Origin of the sequence: Ramlibacter sp., assembly GCA_019635435.1 — a bacterium.
In the GTDB taxonomy this organism is placed as follows: Bacteria; Pseudomonadota; Gammaproteobacteria; order Burkholderiales; family Burkholderiaceae_C; genus JAHBZM01.
Window position 1 is genome coordinate 2,963,497 of sequence record JAHBZM010000001.1, and the last position, 15,951, is coordinate 2,979,447.

Genomic DNA, 15,951 nt, shown 5'->3' on the forward strand with positions numbered 1-15,951 from the left:
CTATCATGATCCAATCAGTTGATAATGTCAACCATCAAACCGGCACGCCTGAAACCGACGTGCTGGAGCTGGTGCACGCCGTCATGCACGACTACCGCTCGCGGCAGTACCAGTTCCTGCGCGACGGGCCGCATGACATCACCCACATGGACGGCAAGGTGCTGGCGTTTTTTGGCCGCTGGCCCGGTGCCACGCAGAGCGACCTGGCCCAGCACAGCGGGCGCGACAAGGCCCAGCTGGCCCGCCTGATCAAGGGCCTGCGCGAGAAGAACCTGCTGCAGGCGCAGGCCGATGAAGACGACAAGCGCAACCTGCGGCTGTCACTCACGGCCGAGGGCCGCGCCGTGCAGCGCGCGCTGGCGCTGCAGGCCCGTCGGCTCAGCGCCCAGGCCGTGGCCGGCATGAGCCCGGCTGAGCGCGAACAACTGGCCGTGCTGCTGCGTCAGGTCAAGGCCAATCTGGCCTGAATGCGCGGAGGGCGCGCAGAGGACCGGGGCGTTCACCGCCTCAGGGCAACACCTCGCGGATCGCCTTGTGCCAGACCCGCGCCAGCTTGACCCAGCCCGAGGTGTTGGGGTGAATCTCGTTGAGCCAGTCGTTGCTGCTGCCCGTGGTGCCCGGCTCCGCGGGAACCAGCGTGCCCGAGGTGGGCACCAGCCGCACCGTGGGGCGGCCCTGGGTCCAGGAGGCAATCGTCATCTGCAGATGGATGAAGATCAAATCGGTCAGCTCCTGCCACATGGCGGGCGGGATGCTGTTCTTGACAAAGGCTTCATAGAGCCAGCTCTTGCCGCCCTGGGTGGCCGGCGCGTTGCGCGGCGTGGGAAAGTCGTAGTCGTTCAGAAAGATGGGGATGTTCTTGCACGGGCTGTCCTGCACCGCGTCATAGAGCTTGAGAAAACCCGGATCCATGCGCTGGGCCACCAGGTCGCCCAGCGCGTCGAGGTTGATGCAGTCCTGCGCGCTGGCGGGTGCGGGGCCCGTGGCAAAGCTGCGCAGGATGCCCTCGCCCGGCTGCGGGTCGCGCGCGGCGTCGATGATGTCGTTGCCGCCGCCACTGAGCAACACGCCGTCAAACTTCCACTGGTTGAAGCTGGTCTGCAGCCACAGGCCAAACTCGCCGCTTTCGGTGCGGCCCATGTTGTCGATGGTGTCGCCGAACCGCGCAATGCTCACCAGCAGCACATTGCCCTGGCCCGGATGCAGGTTGTAGTGCGCCGCCAGGCTGTCGGGCAGCGAGGGCTGCCAGAGGCTGCTGCGGTCCATCCACGAATCGCCCTCGACCAGAAAGCGGCGGTGGAACTGCTCGGGGGCCAGCCCCGCGTCCAGCGCCGCCGGAAAGTCGATGCCCCTGACCACTTCTGATGCCATGCCAAGCCCCTTGAAAAAGCCGGATGGTAGGGCTGGCCCGCCCGGCGCGCATCCTCCAGTTGCAGGAGGCGCAGCGCCCTACCCCACCCGCGGCTGCGCGGCCACCACGTTGCGGTAATCCTCGCGCAGCACCTTGGTGGGGTGCGAGGCGGTCACGTGGCCCATGAAGGGCGGCAGGATCTCGTAGCCCAGCAGGGTCTGCAGGCGCGGCGACATGCCCCGCACCAGCGCGGGCGGCACGCCAAGAAAGAAGTTCTCCTGCGTGCGGGCCCAGGGCTGGCAGTACTGGTTGGAGAACGCCAGCCGCGGCGCCTGGCTGCGGTTGGCACCGCCGCGGTGCAGCAGCGTGCCGTGAAAGACGATGCAGGCGCCCGCCGGCATCACCACGGGCACCAGCTGGCTCGCCAGCGCGGGCGGCATGGGCGCGTTGGCGTCGCGGCCGTCGTAGGCACCGGCAATATCGGCGTCGCTCCAGCGGTGGCTGCCCGGGATCACCTCGGTGCAGCCGTTGTCGGCCGTGAAGGCGTCCACCGCCACGATGGTGCTGAAGCTCACCGAAGCGCGGGGGCGCGCCAGCGGGTAGAACACGTCGTCAAAGTGAATGGGCTGTGGCGTCTCGCCCGGGTAGATGCAGATGGCCTGGCTGGCCGTGAGCAGGTAGCCCGGTTGCAGGTGCGCGTCCAGCAGGGCCAGCACGCGGGCGTCCTCGGCGATGGCCTCGAACACCTTGCCGCGGCCCACCAGGGTGTAGACCCGCTCGGTCTGGAACCCCTCGAAGTTGTTGCGCCCGGCATGGCTGCTCAAGTGCGGGGCCAGGCCCTCGCGCACCTGCTGCAGGCGCTTCGCGGACAAGAAGTCCGCGATGATGGTGTAGCCCTGCGCGTCCAGCGCCTGCAGGTGCGCGGCGGCATCGAAGCCCGCGGTCGGTTCAGCCATGCTTGTCTCCTGTGTGGAGGCTATTTTGACGGCTGAACCCGCCGCTGATCAATGGCGGTACGGATTGGTCGGGAAGCGGTCGTAGCGGTTGGGCGTGCCGTCGCGGTCGGCGTCACCCCAGGGGCCACGGGCGCGCGCGTGGTGGCCATGGGGGTAGCGCCAGCCATGGCCGTAATACGGCTGCACATAGACCGGGGCCGGCTGCACATACACGGGCCGGGGCTGAACGTACACCGGGCGGGGTTGCACGTAGACCGGCGCGGGCTGCACATAGACGCCGGGCGTGCCCAGGCTGATCGAGAACTGCACGTCGCTGCGCGCATGCGCGGCGGTGGCGGCACCGAAGGCGCCCAGCACAACGGCCGCGGCGGCAATGGACTTGAGGGAGATCAGGCGGTTCATTCAAACGCTCCTTGGGTTGGTATGGTTCCCATGGTGCGCCCCGGTGCATGAACGCAAACTGAACCAATGCAAGAAAGTCCGGCCACGGGGGCCTGGCAGGCGTAACGCCGTGTTTCAGGCCGCGGGCAGCGCGATGTCCACCTGCGCCCCGCCCCAGGGCGAGGCCCCCAGCGCCAGCGTGCCCTCGTGGCTGGCCACCAGATCGTTGACCACGGCCAGGCCCACGCCGTGGCCCGGCACCTTTTCATCCATGCGCACGTGCAGCTGCAGGATAGCCTGGGTGTCGGTGAAACCGGGGCCATCGTCCTGCACGCGGATGTGCAGCGCCCCGGCCTCGCGCCACAGCCGCACGGCCACGCGCTGGCGGGCCCATTTGGCGGCGTTGTCCAGCAGGTTGCCCAGCATCTCGAAGGCGTCGCCCTCGTCAATGCGCCAGTTCACATCGGGGGGGCAATCCACCGTGAAGGCCAGTTGCCTGTCGGCATAGACCTTGGCCAGCGAACCGGCAATGCGCTGCACCACCGGCGCCAGCGCCAGGTAGGGCGCAAAGCGCGCTACCCCACTGGCCCCGGCACGGCCCAACTGGTGCGCCACGATGTGGTCCATGCGGCTGACCTGCTCGGCCACCGTGGTGGCCAGCTGCGCGGGCTGGGCCAGGCTGCTGCGCAGCACGGCCAGCGGTGTCTTGAGGCTGTGGGCCAGGTAGCTCAGCGCCTCCTTGTAGCGGGTCTGGCGCACCCGCTCCTGCTTGATCAGGGTGTTGAGGTTGCCTGTGAGCGCGGCAATCTCGCTGGGGTAGCGGCCCTGCACTTCGGCCTGCTCGCCATGCTCGATGCGCTCGATCTCCTGCGCCACCTGGCGCAGCGGGCGCAGGCCCCAGCGCAGCAGCAAGGTCTGTGACAGCAGCAGCAGCAGGCCGGCGCCGCCCAGCCAGGCCCACAGCGTGCGCTGGAACACCCGCGTCTCGCGGTCAAAGGCCGCACTGCCCTCCACCACCGACAGCACCAGCCGCGTCGCGGCCCGGCCCTGCCCGGCCCAGCGCACCCCATAGCTGGCCGACAAATAGGCGCCGCCAGGGCCCGGCACCGTGTCGTAGCGCCACTCGCCCACCGGCACGTCGCGTTCATACGGGGGCGTCAGCCCCACGGCCGAGGCCGACTCCCAGGCTTCGCCGCGCGCCACGTTGAAGATGCTGGCATACAGGCCCGAGCCCGGCAGCGACAGGCGCGGCTCGGCCAGTTCGGCCGGCATCACCAGGGCACCCGCCGGGTCCAGCTCGGCGCCGGCCAGCAGCAGGTACACCGTGCCTTGCAACCGCGCGTAATGGGCGGCGCGCACGCTGTCGGCATGGGCTTTTTGCAGCGCCACGCCGGCCACGGCCATGAAGGCCACCAGCACCACCGCGGCCCCCAGGACCAGCCGCGTGCGGATGGACGAGGTGTCCCACCTCATTCGAGGGTGAAGCGGTAGCCGCGCCCGCGCAGCGTTTCGATCGGGGCCAGCGTGCCTTGCGGGTCGAGCTTGCGGCGCAGGCGGCCCACCAGCACCTCGAGCACGTTGCTGTCGCGGTCTTCGTCGTGGGGGTAAAGGTAGTCGGCCAGCTCCTGCTTGCTGACCACGCGGGCGCGCTCGCGCACCAGGAACTCGAGCACGCGGTATTCAAATGCCGTGAGGTCCATGGGCGCACCGTTCAGCCGCGCGGCCTGGGCCGGAATGTCCAGGCTCAGCGGGCCCACGCTGAGCACATCGCTGGCGGCCTTCATGGAGCGGCGCAGCAGCGCCTTGACCCGGGCGGCCAGCTCGGGGTATTCAAAGGGCTTGACCAGGTAGTCGTCGGCGCCCGACTCCAGGCCCGTGACCTTGTCCTGCCAGCTGCCGCGCGCCGTGAGGATGAGGATGGGAATGGTCTTGCCGTCCTCGCGCAGCCGCTGCACCACGGTCAGGCCGTTGAGCTTGGGCAGGCCCAGGTCGACGATGGCCAGGTCCACCGGGTATTCGCGGGCCTGGAACAGGCCGTCCTCGCCATCGGCCGCCTGGTCCACCCGGTAGCCGTCGCCCTCCAGCCGCAGCGCCAGCGACAGCCGCAGCGGCGCGTCGTCCTCGATCAGCAGCAGGCGCATCGTGAATGAACGGCCCGGCTAGAGCGGCCGGCCGGTGGCGGCGTCGATCAGCACCACCCGCACCTCGCCGCCGGCCGTGACCAGCTTGACGCGCCAGACTGCGCGATCGCCGCCGCGCGCCCGGTCCACCGACAGCACCCGGCCACCGCCACTGGCCTGGCGGGCCGCGGCCGCGGCCTCGTCACGGCCCACGTCGGCCCACGCAGGCGCCGACGCCAGCAGCAAGGTGGCGCAGACGGCGGCGCAGGCGCTGCGGATCAGGCGGGAAGGCGAAGAGGTCGGCACAGGCGCCATCCTACTACCGGTCTCAGCGCCGGATGACCGGGTCCACCGACACGCGCACCTGCAGGTTGGGGCCGGGGTTTTCCTGCATCACCGTGCTGTAGGTCTGGCCGCGGTAGTCGTAGGACACGCGGTAGCCCGTGAGGCGCGACTGCACCTCGTTCACCGTCTCGCAGCGCGTGACCTGGCGGGCGGCGGGCGGCACGTCTTCATAGCGGTCGCGCCCGGCAATGCGGTCGCCGGCCATGGCCCCGACCACCGCGCCCACCGCCGTGGCGGCGGCGCGGCCCGTGCCCTTGCCCACCTGGTTGCCCAGCACGCCGCCGGCCAGCGCGCCCACGATGACGCCGCCCATGTTGGGGCCGCCACTGCTCACGCGGCGCGGCTCGGTGACCCAGTCGGCACGGCACTGCTCGTGTGGCACGGTGACGTTTTCGTACTGCGGCTCGACACTGCGCACGCGCGCGGTGTCAAAAAAGGTGTTGGCCTGGGCGGCAAACGCGCCGGCGGTGCAGACAAGAGCGATGGCAAGACGTTTCATGGGGATGCCCCTTTCGGTTGGTATGGGAGGCATCTTGCCGGCGGCTGCGTGAACGCTGGCTGAACGAAACCAAAATAGCGGCGCGCCCTGCCCTCAGGGCTGGCTCCTGCCGCCTCTAGGCGTCAAGCGGGGCCGGCGCCCTGCGGACCAGCCAGCTTTGCAGCAAGGCCTGCAGCGCCACCAGGTCCAGGGGCTTGCGCAAGACCAGGTAGCCTTCAGCCTCCGCCTGTTCCAGCTCATCTGAATGCAGCTCCCCGCTCACCATCGCGCCGCTGGCACCCGGGCACCGCGAGAGCAGCTCGCGCAAGACGTCAAAACCACTTTCGCCAAAGCGCAGCCGCTGGTCACAAAAAATGGCATCGGGGATGAAGCCCTGCTCGACATGACGCACCGCTTCGGCGCCATCGGTGGCAAAGCGGGCGTCAATACCCTGGCTTTCCAGCATCGCCTTCCAGGCAGCGATGACGTGAAAGTCATCGTCCAGCACCAGGCAGCGGCCCGCCAGCGGCTCCAAAGCGCCGGCATCCGGCCTTGGCAAACGCTCGGTGGCAGCCGTGGCCACGTCAGGGAGCGCATCGGTGGCGGCCATCTGCAGCCAGAAGCGGGAGCCTTTGCCCAGGCGCGACTTGAACCCGTAGCTGGCGCCCATGAGCCTGGCGCACCGCTCCACCACGGCAAGACCCAGGCCATGGCCGGCGCTGTCGGCACGCCAGGCACCTTCACTGCGGTAATAGGGGCTGAACACCTTCTGGTCCTCTCCGGCCGCAATGCCGATGCCGGTGTCCCACACTTCCACCAGCCAGTGGCCGCCACGCTGGCGGATGCTGATCATGACCTGTCCACGCTCGGTGTAGCGAATGGCGTTGTGCACAAGATTGACCAGGGCCTGGCGCAGCAGTACGGGGTCGGCCATGACCACCGCAGGGCGCTCGGGGACGCGCAGCCGGATCTTCAGCCCCCCCATGCTGGCCTGCTCGCGGAACATCGTCGCCACGCCTCGCACCAGCGGCGCCAGCGCCACCGGGACTGAACGCGCCTTGACGCTGCCAGCCTCCAGCCTGGACAGGTCGAGCAATGAGTTGAGCAGCTCGCTCATCGTGCCCATGCTGCTTTTGAGATCCACAAAAAGGGGCGCCAGGGCCGGGTCATGGTTGCGCAGGCTCAGGGCCTCGACCATCATCGACATGGCGTGAACCGGTTGGCGCAGGTCGTGGCTGGCGGTGGCCAGGAAGAGGTTCTTCTCCCTGAGAGCCTCCCCGGTCAGGAAATTGGCGTGATGCAGCCCGCGGTTGGCCAGGCGCGCCCGTCGGTAGAGCGCGAAGATGAAGCCGCCGGCCATCACCGTCAGCGTGGCGCCGATGATGGTGGCCGTCTGGAGCAGGCGGCGGTTGTTGATCTCGGCATCCTTCAGGCTGTTCTCGTGCGCCAGGGCCTCGATCTGCCTCTCGCGTTGCACCGAGTCGTATTGCGCCTGCAAGGCGGCCACCGTTTTTTCACGGTCCGCCCGGAACAGGTCCCTGGACAACGCCTGCTGGGCCCTGACCGTCTCGACCGCCTCTCGGAACATGCCGGCCTGCTCATACATGCGGGAGAGCTCTTCGAGAATGATCTCCTCCATGGTCTTCGCACCCGACGCCTCCAGGAACTTCAGCCCCGCTTTCACTTCGGCCACGCCTTCGGCAATGCGCCCTTGCCCCATCATGGCAAAGCCCATGTTGGCCCGGGACAGGGCGGCGCCGGCAAAGTCACCCGCCTCCTGGTATTTGGCAAGGGCGCGTCGCTCGATGGGCTCGGCGCTGACATAGTCCTTGCGGATGAGGTAGATGTCCCCCGTGTTGTTCAGCGCCGCGGCCTGCAGGCCGGCCAGCGCCGATTCATTGCCCACTTTCAGGGCGGCCTGATAGGCCTGCAGCGCTGCATCCTGCTGACCCATTGAAGACGCCACGAAGCCACGGTTGAGATGCAAGGTGCCCAGGATCTGCGAGGCGCCCAGGTTCTGGGCGATCAACTGCGCCTCATCAATGGCCTTCAGCGCCTCCTTGGGATTCTTCATGTACAGGTAGATCAGCCCCAGATGGACCTGGGCGCGCAGCACGGACGCCTGGGCCTGCGTGGGCCGGCGCCTGGCAAACTCCATGCTCTTCAGCACATTGCCCAGCGCCGGCTCGAACCTGCCGGCCCTGGCCTGAAGACCGGCCTGCACCAGATGGAAAATCCAGAGCGCCTCGGGGTCGCCGGTGCGCAAGGCCATGGGCTCCACCTCCTTGAGCAGGGCAAAGGCCTCTTCGGTCTTGCCCGCGGAGCCCAGAAGATGCGCGCTCGCGGTGTTGGCCAGCACCATGCCGATGTCATCGTGCTGTGCCTTTGAGAGCGCCAGCAGCTTGTCGATCGCCACCCGGATCTGATCGGTATGCCCGGCGTCGAACTCGGCGCCGATCAGGGTGTTGAGGTAGGTCCGCCGCACTTCAGGGAACGGGGACGACTCAAAGGCCTGCGCCTTGGCCTCAAGCTCTTTGAGCGTGCGGGCATTGTCCTTGTACGACAGGGTTTGCAACGCGTCCAGGGCCTTGAGCTCGACTTCCTGTGCCAACGCCATGCCGGGCACGCCCAGACAGCAGGCGCAACACCAGGCCAGCCAGTAGCGGGCAATTTTCATCGCTGTGATTTTGAGTTCAACGGAACCAGGGTGAATGCGGTCATGCTGCGAAGGCGACTTTCTCACGGGCTCTCACTGGCCGTTGGGCAACAGCATCCGCCGGCCGCGAAGCCGGGTGATGGCTTCCACGCGGCTGCGCACACCCATTCTGTCCAGAATGCCGGTCACGTGCTCCTTGACCGTGCTCTCGGAAATGCCCAGCCTGGACGCAATGTGCTTGTTGGGAAGGCCGCGCATGACCAGCCAGAGGATCTCGCCCTGCCGGGGCGTGAGCCCCAGTTCCGCCGGGGAAACCGCCCACTCCCTGGGCGAAGAAGAGGCCGGCAGTGGTGGGTCTTGCTCAGCAAACCACTGCCCGCCCTCCAGCACGGCGGAGAACGCCGCGCCGAAAAACTCGGGCGGCGCCTGCTTGTGCACGAAGCCCCTGGCGCCGGCGGCGCGCACGCGCTCCTGAAGCGATGGGTCGTCATCGCCACTGAGCGCGAGCCAGGGCGAGGCGGGACACTCCACGCACCAGCGCTGCAGGTCCTGCAGGCAGTGGCCCTGGGCCAGCCAGACGTCGGCCACCAGGATGCGCGGGCAGCCCTGGGTCTGAAGCAGCTCCAGCACCTCGCGCCACTGCGCGACCACGGTCACGGCCAGTTCCGGGTGAGCCGATTGCAGGTATTGGGCAATGCCGCGCCCCACCAGAGGGTGGTCATCCAGGACGACGGCGCCGGCCGATGCGGGCGGATGGAGATTCATGGCCATGCATGGATCGTATGGCCATTTGGCCCCGGTGGCGGGTGCCCTGCACCCTACCTTGGTCGGGTTCACTGGGCCTTGCCGATCGCAGAGACTACTTTGTTGACAACCAAGGAATACTGCCAATGAACAGCAAGAACCTCTTGAACGCGAGCCTGCGGGCCAGTGCCGCCCTGCTCTGCGCGGGCATCGCCACCATGGGCCTGGGCGGTTGCGCCACCACGATCGACCAGAGCACCCTGGACCAGCGCACTGCAAATGCCGTCGGCCAACCGGTGGGGACATTCACCATTTCCGAAAGGACCGAGGAATCGGGTGGACGCATCAACTACACCGTGAAGACGCGCAGCGGCGCCGTCTACCACTGCTACCTCTATTCGCCCACCACCTTCGTCAAGGCCATGACCTTTGGGCAGACGCCCAACTCGGACGCCATCTGTTCGCCCATGGGCCGGGGCGCAGCGGCCGGCGAGCAAGGCAAGCCCACGGGCGCCTGCAACGCCCTGCTCAAGGCAGCCGGCAAGTGCTGACGGGCCCGGGCTGATCGCCTGGACCCTGGGCCAGGCGGCTGAAATCCATCACCCAGTTGGTTTCCCAGGTGGCGCCGCCATCGGTGGAAAACGCCTGCTCCCAGCGCGGGGCATCGGGCGCGGGCTGCGTCCACAGGAACCGCACCGTGACGGGCTGGCCCGCGTGCTGGTCGGCGGCCAGAAAGGTGCCCACGCCGCCTTCAAAGCGGCCACGCATGGGCACGTCCAGCCCGCCCGGCGCGCGGCCGTCGAGCCACCAGATGCTCCACTGCTGCGCCGCGGCGTCCCAGGTGCGCAGCGTGACCGCGTGGTACGGGTCGCCGGGCAGGTCCAGAAAGTTGTCGTCCACATTGCCCTGCCCGCCCAGCACCTTGCGAACCGAGGTGGTGCCGGCGAATTCGTCCCAGTCCGTGCAGCCCGCCAGCCGCTGCCGCAGACGGCGGTGCGCCACGCGCCACTGGCCGATGAAAAAGTCAAAGTCCTGGGCGCCGTTGTGCTGGGTTGAAGTGTTCATGGGCTGCTGGCCATCTGGCGTGAATGAAAGATGGCCCGATCCTAGGGCGAGCAGGTGGTCCATGGGTGGACCAAGACGCCCCAACGCCAACCCTGCTGACAGATTTGAACCAAACAGGCCTGGAGTCCAGGACTGGCGGTCACTTTGCGCTAGCAATCTGGTAGCAAAAACTATCGGGGCCTGCCTTGCCGCAAGGGCCGCAGCAGGTCCTTGAGCCCGTTGTGGTCGATCTCGTGCATCAGCGCCAGCAGGCGGCCGATCTCGCCTGGCGGGAAACCCTCGCGCGCAAACCAGTTGAGGTAGTTGCCCGGCAGGTCGGCCAGCAGCGTGCCCTTGTGCTTGCCAAAGGGCATCTCGCGCGTGACCAGCAGTTGCAGGGCGTCGGGGTTCAGGTCCACGGCACTCAGTCCGGCACAAACTTCGCGTTGAACGTGGCAGCATCGGCTGCCAGCTCAAACGTCACGAGCTGGCCGTTCTTGCCGTCGGCCAGCCGGTGCGCCGCAAACAGGCTGTACTTGCCCTTGAGATAAAAGCTGGGCAGGTCGATCAGCGCGTAGGGGTGCGGCACAAACACCTCGTGCTCAAAAATCTCGCGGTGCTGGTTGCGCGGCGAGGGAAAGAGCTTGTAGGTGCGGGTGGTGATGGTGGCTTCTGGCATGGCGCCATCTTAGGGGCCTCTGAGCCTGGTCAAACCCGGCGACATGCAAAAGGTGCACCATGGCGTTTTGCCACTGAAACGGAGGCCCCCATGACCGAACCCACCTACCCCATGACCGTGCCGCGCAGCCTGTGGATGCGCACCCTGATGATGCTGCTGATGGCCATTGCTTTCCAGCTCAGCGCGTGGGTGCTGGGCGCCATCGCATTGCTGCAGCTGGTGCTGGCCGCCTTTGCCGGCGGCCCCAATGCGCGGCTGCGCCGCTTTGGTCAGAGCCTGGGGCGCTACCTGGCCCAGGTCACGGGCTTCCTGACCTTTGCGAGCGAAGAGGCGCCGTTTCCGTTTGCGGATTGGCCGGCGGGGGATTGAGGGAGCCGCTGGCGGCATGCCGGGCCGCAACTTAAACTCGCGGCTTGTGTATCGCCTGTCACAGATACCTCATGAGCTACATCCACGATCAAATCAAGCTTTTGCTCCTCGACACCAACACCATTGCACGAAACATGCGCTGGCAGTCCGTGAAGGTCTTGAGGATCGAGGGGACGGGTCACAGGGACATTTCTTCTGAGTACTCGATCAAGTACAGCTTTCAGACCAAGCTGTTCGACCCGACGTCCATCGTTGACGCTGAATTCACGCTCAACAAGGGGATGTTTGTCACCGCCAAACTGAAGCTTTCGGACGTCAAGGCCATCTCCGACTTCATCCAGAGCTTTGCCCTGAATGCCTACACGGACGCGTTCAACCATGACGCCTGGCGCAAGGTCTACCGGATCGACACCTATGATTTCCCCAAGGTTGTGGGCTGGGACTATGGCAAGGAAACCACCCTCGGCGGGCCCTGCCACTATTGCGGCTATGTGGTTCCCCGGCATCTGCTGACGGTGGACCACAAGATGCCGCAGTCAGGAGGCACATTTGCCGCTGTGTCCAAGGTGCTGGGCGGATGCCCCGGTTACTCCTTGACCCTGAAGGACGCCCATGGAACCAAAGGTGTCTTCGCCAAACACGGCCAACTGCAGTGGGCGAAAACGCACGGCGTGGCATTTTCAGCCGCCGACAAGGACTTCAAGATCTCTGACTCCTTCCGCAAGGAACGGTACACCCTGAATGACCAGGGCGCGCTGTTCTACAGCCTGGCCCACTACGCGGCCAAGCTGCATCTTTTTGATGCGTGCATGAACAGCGTGCTGAACCTGGCGCCGGTTTGCAGCTCCTGCAACAGCGTCAAGAAGAACTGGGTGTAGGGTGCGAGCGGGATTGCGGGCTCTGCCATGGGTTAGGACGGGGCGGCCTGCTGCCGCGCGCGCAATGCCACCAAGGGGCATTTCCGACAAGGTTTTTAACCCAATCACCCTGGAGTCCAATACCGGCAGCCACTTCCAGCTAGCAATTTAGTAGCAAAGGTGCCCGCCCGCCTCAAGTCAGCAGCAGCTTCATGCCCGGGTCGCCCTTGGCCATGGCGGCCACGTAGGCGGGGCGCTGCGCCACGCGGGCCAGGTAGGCCAGCAGATGGGGGTAGCCGCTCAAGTCCCAGGGCTGGAAGTAGCGCATGGTGGTGAGGGTGAACACGTTCATGATGTCGGCCGCCGTGAACTCGCTGCCCGCAAACCAGGGCACCTGGGCCAGGCGCGTTTCAACCATGGCCAGGGCGCGCTGCACCCGCTCCTGCGCCGAGGCCAGCGCCGGGTGGCCCCTGGCCGCCTCAATGCGGTTGAGCACCAGGTTGCGGCCCAGATGCGGCTGCAGGTTGCCGTTGGCAAAGTGGAACCAGTAGAGGTACTGCGCAAAGTCCGGGTGACCGGGCGGCAGCGCCAAACGCCCATCGCCATATTTGGCGATGATGTATTGCACGATGGCGCCCGACTCGGCAATGCGCACATCGCCATCGTCCATCACCGGCGCAGTGCCCGCCGGGTGCAGGGCCCGCAGATCGGGCGGCGCCAGCCGCGTGACCGGGTCGCGCGTGTAGTGCTTGAGCTGGTAAGGGATGCCCAGCTCTTCGCAGAGCCAGACGACGCGTTCAGACTGGGAAACGCCCAGGTGGTGGATGGTGAGCATGGGGTGAGCTCAGGCGTTGAGGATCATTTCAAAGCCGCCGTAGATCAGCCGCTTGCCGTCAAACGGCGGGGTCGAGCCAGTCTGCATGCGCGGGTCGGCCATCACCTTGGCCCAGCCCTCATCACGCACGGCCTTGGAGGGCCAGGCCACCCAGGAGAAGACCACCGACTCATCGCTCTTGCGCTGCACGGCCAGGGAGAACGAGGTGAGCTTGCCCTCGGGCACGTCGTTGGCCCAGCACTCAACCACCTGCAACGCGCCATGCTCCTTGAACATCACCGACACCTCCTGCGCATGGCGCAGGTACTCGTCGCGCCTGGCGGTGGGGACGGGCGTGACGAACCCATCGACGTAATGCAGGGCCATGAGAAATCTCCTCGAAAGTGAACGGTTCAGAGCAGATTAAGCATGAAATCGGCCTGGAGTCCAAGACGGGCGGGCACTAGCAGCTATGAAATTAGTAGCAGGAAGGAGCGCAAACTGTGCGCATTGTGCTGACCTGCTCCCTCCCAACTTGAAGAGAATTACCGCCACGGTCAGAAGCGGACCAAGTGCATTTCGTCAGGTCGCCTCAAGGATCGATGACTCCTTGCGCGACCAGAGCAGCTCTGGCCCCCGGGGAAGCAAGTACGCGGCGATAAGTAGGCAGAAAATTGACGTCAAAGTTCTGCGAAATCAGCTCGCCTGCTATGAATGGAAAGTACTGTGCAATCTTAGCGGCCGGTAACTTTCCTTCGGCATAACTGAAAATGGCTCTCGCACGCTCATTTACGTAGGCGTCATCAGTGTTCAGCTCGAGCCTAACCAAGCACTGCAGTATCTCCGCCTTCCTCTGAGCACTCAAAGTCGCTTTCGGCACGATAAAAAAGTTTGTGAAATCTATCTGGAATTCTCCGGTAGTCACCACGTAAGGATCCACAACGTCTTGGAACTGGTCTTTTCGATTGTTGAGTCGCGCCCGGCAAAGCCTGAAATTTGTCCACTCATAGGCAAGTGCCGGGTTCAGCGCCTTCGGTACGAAGTGATCAATTGAAGTGTGGTCGACGCCTGAAGAGCCCGATCGAAATGGCGTAAACGTTGCGCAGAAGGAGCAAATTCCACCAAGCGAGGCGTACAAATCTTGATGGATTTCTCGCCAGTACCGATGTCGCCGCCATTGCGCCTTAGTTGGTATGGGTGTTCGCGCAAGAAAAGCTGCTCCGCGAGTCCTCACGCGTGGCACGTAATGAGCCGGAGCGATGGGGAGGGGCACATTTATCACAAGTCAACTTCGTTTTGAGTCGCGAAAATCATCCAACGCATCCAAAATGGATCATCGGCAGCGACGTTGTTCGCGAGACTTCGCGACACCTCTCGAATCCGCTGGCGGGAAGGATTCTTCTCGGCAATCAGCGCCTTCGCTTCTGCCAAGGACTGCTCGGCGGACTCAGAACCGGGGTGCAAGTTGTCGAATGACGGGGAACGCAACCATGAATCCACGCTTCCCAATATCTCGAACTCTATCGAATCAAACCGAATTTCCCCATCCTTGTCTATTTGTAGGTGGAATAGCTTGTCCTCTTCTACGTTCCAAACCGATTCTGCTGAGGCCAGAAGCAGGGGTGAATGGGACGCCAGAATGAACTGAATAGAGAGTTCCTCATGCAAGTCTTTGCTGATACCTAACAGGGCTTGCAAGAGTACGCGCTGCCAACGAGGATGAAGATGTGCTTCTGCTTCGTCCAACAGAATGATCATCTGCCGCTCCTCTCTGCGCCCGGCCGCCCGCGCTTGAATCTTGTGTTCTTCCCAAGCCCATACGATCAGATAAGTGAGGGTCAGGATGCGCCTAATGCCTGCAGATTCGTAAATGACAGGAACCGTGCCGTACGAATGTACAAGGCTCGGAATCTCCATTGACCACCCCTGCACCCTTTGCGGACGCCCTATTTCGAACTCGCCCAGCTCGGGCGGCTTTAGCCGCTGCACGACCTTTTTGAACGTTTCAAACGCCGGGAATTCGTCTGCCCGCGTTTGCCACCTAACCCAATCGCGCAAAAGCCCTTCGACCTTGTCATCGCCTGTCCAAACGCTTTCTCGGGTAAAGCTAGCGACCGAAGGGGCGCTTCGGCTGTCTCTGCCACCGATGGCTGGATTCGCAGGGTCCCAAACAGCAAAGGACCCGTCGACTCGTCCATACACCACAAGTCCCGATATAGCGGAAGGAGCAGCAACCTTCCAAACGCCTTTGTTCGCATCAAACTCGGCTTCGACCGGCTTCTGATTTGCGCCGTTCGAGACTGAGAATCTGATTTGCGGAGGTGTGGCAACAGGCTCCAATGGAACAAGCATGTGCTCAGCCCAAGTTCTGGTTAGGGCCCACCATGCCACATCAAGGAAAAAGGTCTTTCCCAGTCCGTTGTCGCCGGTCAGAACATTTAAGCGCGGAGCCAAACTAGCACTAAGCTTCTTTGGCGGTCCAATATTCGAAAACTCCAACGACTGCAAGATTGCTCCGCCTTGCGGGGCCACGTCGCCCGGAAGTCCAAACTCCTCAACTAAGTCATCCCAACGCGGCGGAGTAGTGTCCCAAATGCTTGTTTGCAAGTCATGCTTCGACGGCCAGGTAAAAAGCTTGTCAATATCGACATTGCGTAGATTAAATAGCTTTACGAACCAATCGATTAAGTCAGTGGTAGTAACACTGTCTGAAAAGGGCTCTTCACGCGCAAACCAAATGGCCATATCTAGCAGAGAGATCTTCCGTCCGTCGCGAGGCAATTTCTCGACGAGAACTTCGTGATACTTCGGTGCCCACCCCCACAGATTTTCATTCTTCTTGTGAAGAATCGCTTCTGAGAAGCCTTGAGTATTGATTGCCTGAAGCGACGTGGATGCGTACTTCGGAGCCCTCCATCTACCCTCACTTTTTTTGACTTGGAACGGGGTAAAAAAACAGTCCGATTTTGGATGCACCCTAAAGTATTTTTGAAGGTGCAGACGATTCTCAGCGTCTAGGGATAGGCGACCCACCGTTCCTACCGGCACTCTACTCTTTGTCATCACAAGAAAGGTAGTACCAAAAAAAATATGGAACGCACTCAGATGATTAATGCATTCTCTGACGCGCCCGGCCGACAAATACTTGGTCATGTTG

At 64.4% G+C, this 15,951-nt stretch carries 20 protein-coding genes; 4 read left to right on the forward strand and 16 right to left on the reverse strand.

Annotated features, from left to right (window positions below; translation table 11 throughout):
* Positions 1–5: 5 nt before the first annotated feature.
* On the forward strand, positions 6–467 hold the full coding sequence (locus KF796_14350; protein MBX3587814.1) for a MarR family transcriptional regulator: 462 nt from the start codon (positions 6–8) through the stop codon (positions 465–467).
* Between the two features lie 40 nt (positions 468–507).
* On the opposite strand, the gene KF796_14355 is transcribed toward KF796_14350, so the two are convergent.
* The 9 genes from KF796_14355 to KF796_14395 all read right to left on the reverse strand — a co-directional run bounded on the left by KF796_14355 (position 508) and on the right by KF796_14395 (position 9,052).
* Positions 508–1,371: an SGNH/GDSL hydrolase family protein gene (locus KF796_14355; GenBank protein MBX3587815.1), complete on the reverse strand. Its 864-nt coding sequence runs from the start codon at positions 1,369–1,371 to the stop codon at positions 508–510.
* Positions 1,372–1,449: 78 nt separating this feature from the next.
* Complete coding sequence (locus KF796_14360) at positions 1,450–2,307, reverse strand: phytanoyl-CoA dioxygenase family protein (protein MBX3587816.1); 858 nt, start codon at positions 2,305–2,307, stop codon at positions 1,450–1,452.
* A gap of 48 nt (positions 2,308–2,355) precedes the next feature.
* Complete coding sequence (locus KF796_14365; GenBank protein MBX3587817.1) at positions 2,356–2,709, reverse strand: hypothetical protein; 354 nt, start codon at positions 2,707–2,709, stop codon at positions 2,356–2,358.
* A 114-nt stretch (positions 2,710–2,823) separates the two neighbouring features.
* Positions 2,824–4,161, reverse strand: a complete 1,338-nt coding sequence (locus KF796_14370; GenBank protein MBX3587818.1) for a HAMP domain-containing protein — start codon at positions 4,159–4,161, stop codon at positions 2,824–2,826.
* Positions 4,158–4,829 carry a response regulator transcription factor gene (locus KF796_14375; protein MBX3587819.1) on the reverse strand — a complete coding sequence of 224 codons (672 nt, stop codon included), beginning with the start codon at positions 4,827–4,829 and terminating at the stop codon, positions 4,158–4,160. The genes KF796_14370 and KF796_14375 overlap by 4 nt, the downstream gene beginning before the upstream one ends.
* Before the next feature lie 18 nt (positions 4,830–4,847).
* Positions 4,848–5,123, reverse strand: coding sequence for a PepSY domain-containing protein (locus KF796_14380; GenBank protein ID MBX3587820.1), 276 nt, complete (start codon positions 5,121–5,123; stop codon positions 4,848–4,850).
* Between the two features lie 13 nt (positions 5,124–5,136).
* Positions 5,137–5,652: a glycine zipper 2TM domain-containing protein gene (locus KF796_14385; GenBank protein ID MBX3587821.1), complete on the reverse strand. Its 516-nt coding sequence runs from the start codon at positions 5,650–5,652 to the stop codon at positions 5,137–5,139.
* 115 nt (positions 5,653–5,767) lie between these two features.
* Positions 5,768–8,308, reverse strand: coding sequence for a hybrid sensor histidine kinase/response regulator (locus tag KF796_14390; GenBank protein ID MBX3587822.1), 2,541 nt, complete (start codon positions 8,306–8,308; stop codon positions 5,768–5,770).
* Between the two features lie 72 nt (positions 8,309–8,380).
* Positions 8,381–9,052: a response regulator transcription factor gene (locus KF796_14395; protein MBX3587823.1), complete on the reverse strand. Its 672-nt coding sequence runs from the start codon at positions 9,050–9,052 to the stop codon at positions 8,381–8,383.
* A 197-nt stretch (positions 9,053–9,249) separates the two neighbouring features.
* Between KF796_14395 and KF796_14400 the strand changes: the two genes are divergently transcribed.
* Positions 9,250–9,582 carry a hypothetical protein gene (locus KF796_14400; protein ID MBX3587824.1) on the forward strand — a complete coding sequence of 111 codons (333 nt, stop codon included), beginning with the start codon at positions 9,250–9,252 and terminating at the stop codon, positions 9,580–9,582.
* On the opposite strand, the gene KF796_14405 is transcribed toward KF796_14400, so the two are convergent.
* The 3 genes from KF796_14405 to KF796_14415 form a co-directional block, all read right to left on the reverse strand.
* Entirely contained in the window at positions 9,560–10,096 is a 537-nt protein-coding gene (locus KF796_14405) for a DUF1579 domain-containing protein (GenBank protein ID MBX3587825.1), read from the reverse strand. The two genes, KF796_14400 and KF796_14405, sit on opposite strands and share 23 nt — an antisense overlap.
* A gap of 170 nt (positions 10,097–10,266) precedes the next feature.
* Positions 10,267–10,488, reverse strand: a complete 222-nt coding sequence (locus KF796_14410) for a DUF3820 family protein (GenBank protein ID MBX3587826.1) — start codon at positions 10,486–10,488, stop codon at positions 10,267–10,269.
* A gap of 11 nt (positions 10,489–10,499) precedes the next feature.
* Positions 10,500–10,754 (reverse strand): hypothetical protein, encoded by a 255-nt coding sequence (locus KF796_14415; GenBank protein ID MBX3587827.1) that lies wholly within the window; start codon positions 10,752–10,754, stop codon positions 10,500–10,502.
* A gap of 90 nt (positions 10,755–10,844) precedes the next feature.
* Between KF796_14415 and KF796_14420 the strand changes: the two genes are divergently transcribed.
* The gene (locus tag KF796_14420) at positions 10,845–11,123 is read left to right on the forward strand and encodes a DUF4389 domain-containing protein (GenBank protein ID MBX3587828.1); all 279 of its coding nucleotides are present in this window, start codon (positions 10,845–10,847) and stop codon (positions 11,121–11,123) included.
* Between the two features lie 71 nt (positions 11,124–11,194).
* A complete protein-coding gene (locus tag KF796_14425; protein MBX3587829.1) occupies positions 11,195–12,001 on the forward strand; it encodes a hypothetical protein in 807 nt (268 codons plus the stop codon).
* A 172-nt stretch (positions 12,002–12,173) separates the two neighbouring features.
* Here the strand turns inward: KF796_14425 and KF796_14430 are convergent, their stop codons facing one another.
* The 4 genes from KF796_14430 to KF796_14445 form a co-directional block, all read right to left on the reverse strand.
* The gene (locus KF796_14430) at positions 12,174–12,815 is read right to left on the reverse strand and encodes a glutathione S-transferase family protein (protein ID MBX3587830.1); all 642 of its coding nucleotides are present in this window, start codon (positions 12,813–12,815) and stop codon (positions 12,174–12,176) included.
* A 9-nt stretch (positions 12,816–12,824) separates the two neighbouring features.
* Positions 12,825–13,175, reverse strand: a complete 351-nt coding sequence (locus tag KF796_14435) for a DUF1428 domain-containing protein (GenBank protein MBX3587831.1) — start codon at positions 13,173–13,175, stop codon at positions 12,825–12,827.
* A gap of 211 nt (positions 13,176–13,386) precedes the next feature.
* Entirely contained in the window at positions 13,387–13,932 is a 546-nt protein-coding gene (locus KF796_14440) for a hypothetical protein (protein MBX3587832.1), read from the reverse strand.
* Positions 13,933–14,072: 140 nt separating this feature from the next.
* The gene (locus tag KF796_14445) at positions 14,073–15,947 is read right to left on the reverse strand and encodes an AAA family ATPase (protein ID MBX3587833.1); all 1,875 of its coding nucleotides are present in this window, start codon (positions 15,945–15,947) and stop codon (positions 14,073–14,075) included.
* Between the last annotated feature and the right edge of the window lie 4 nt (positions 15,948–15,951).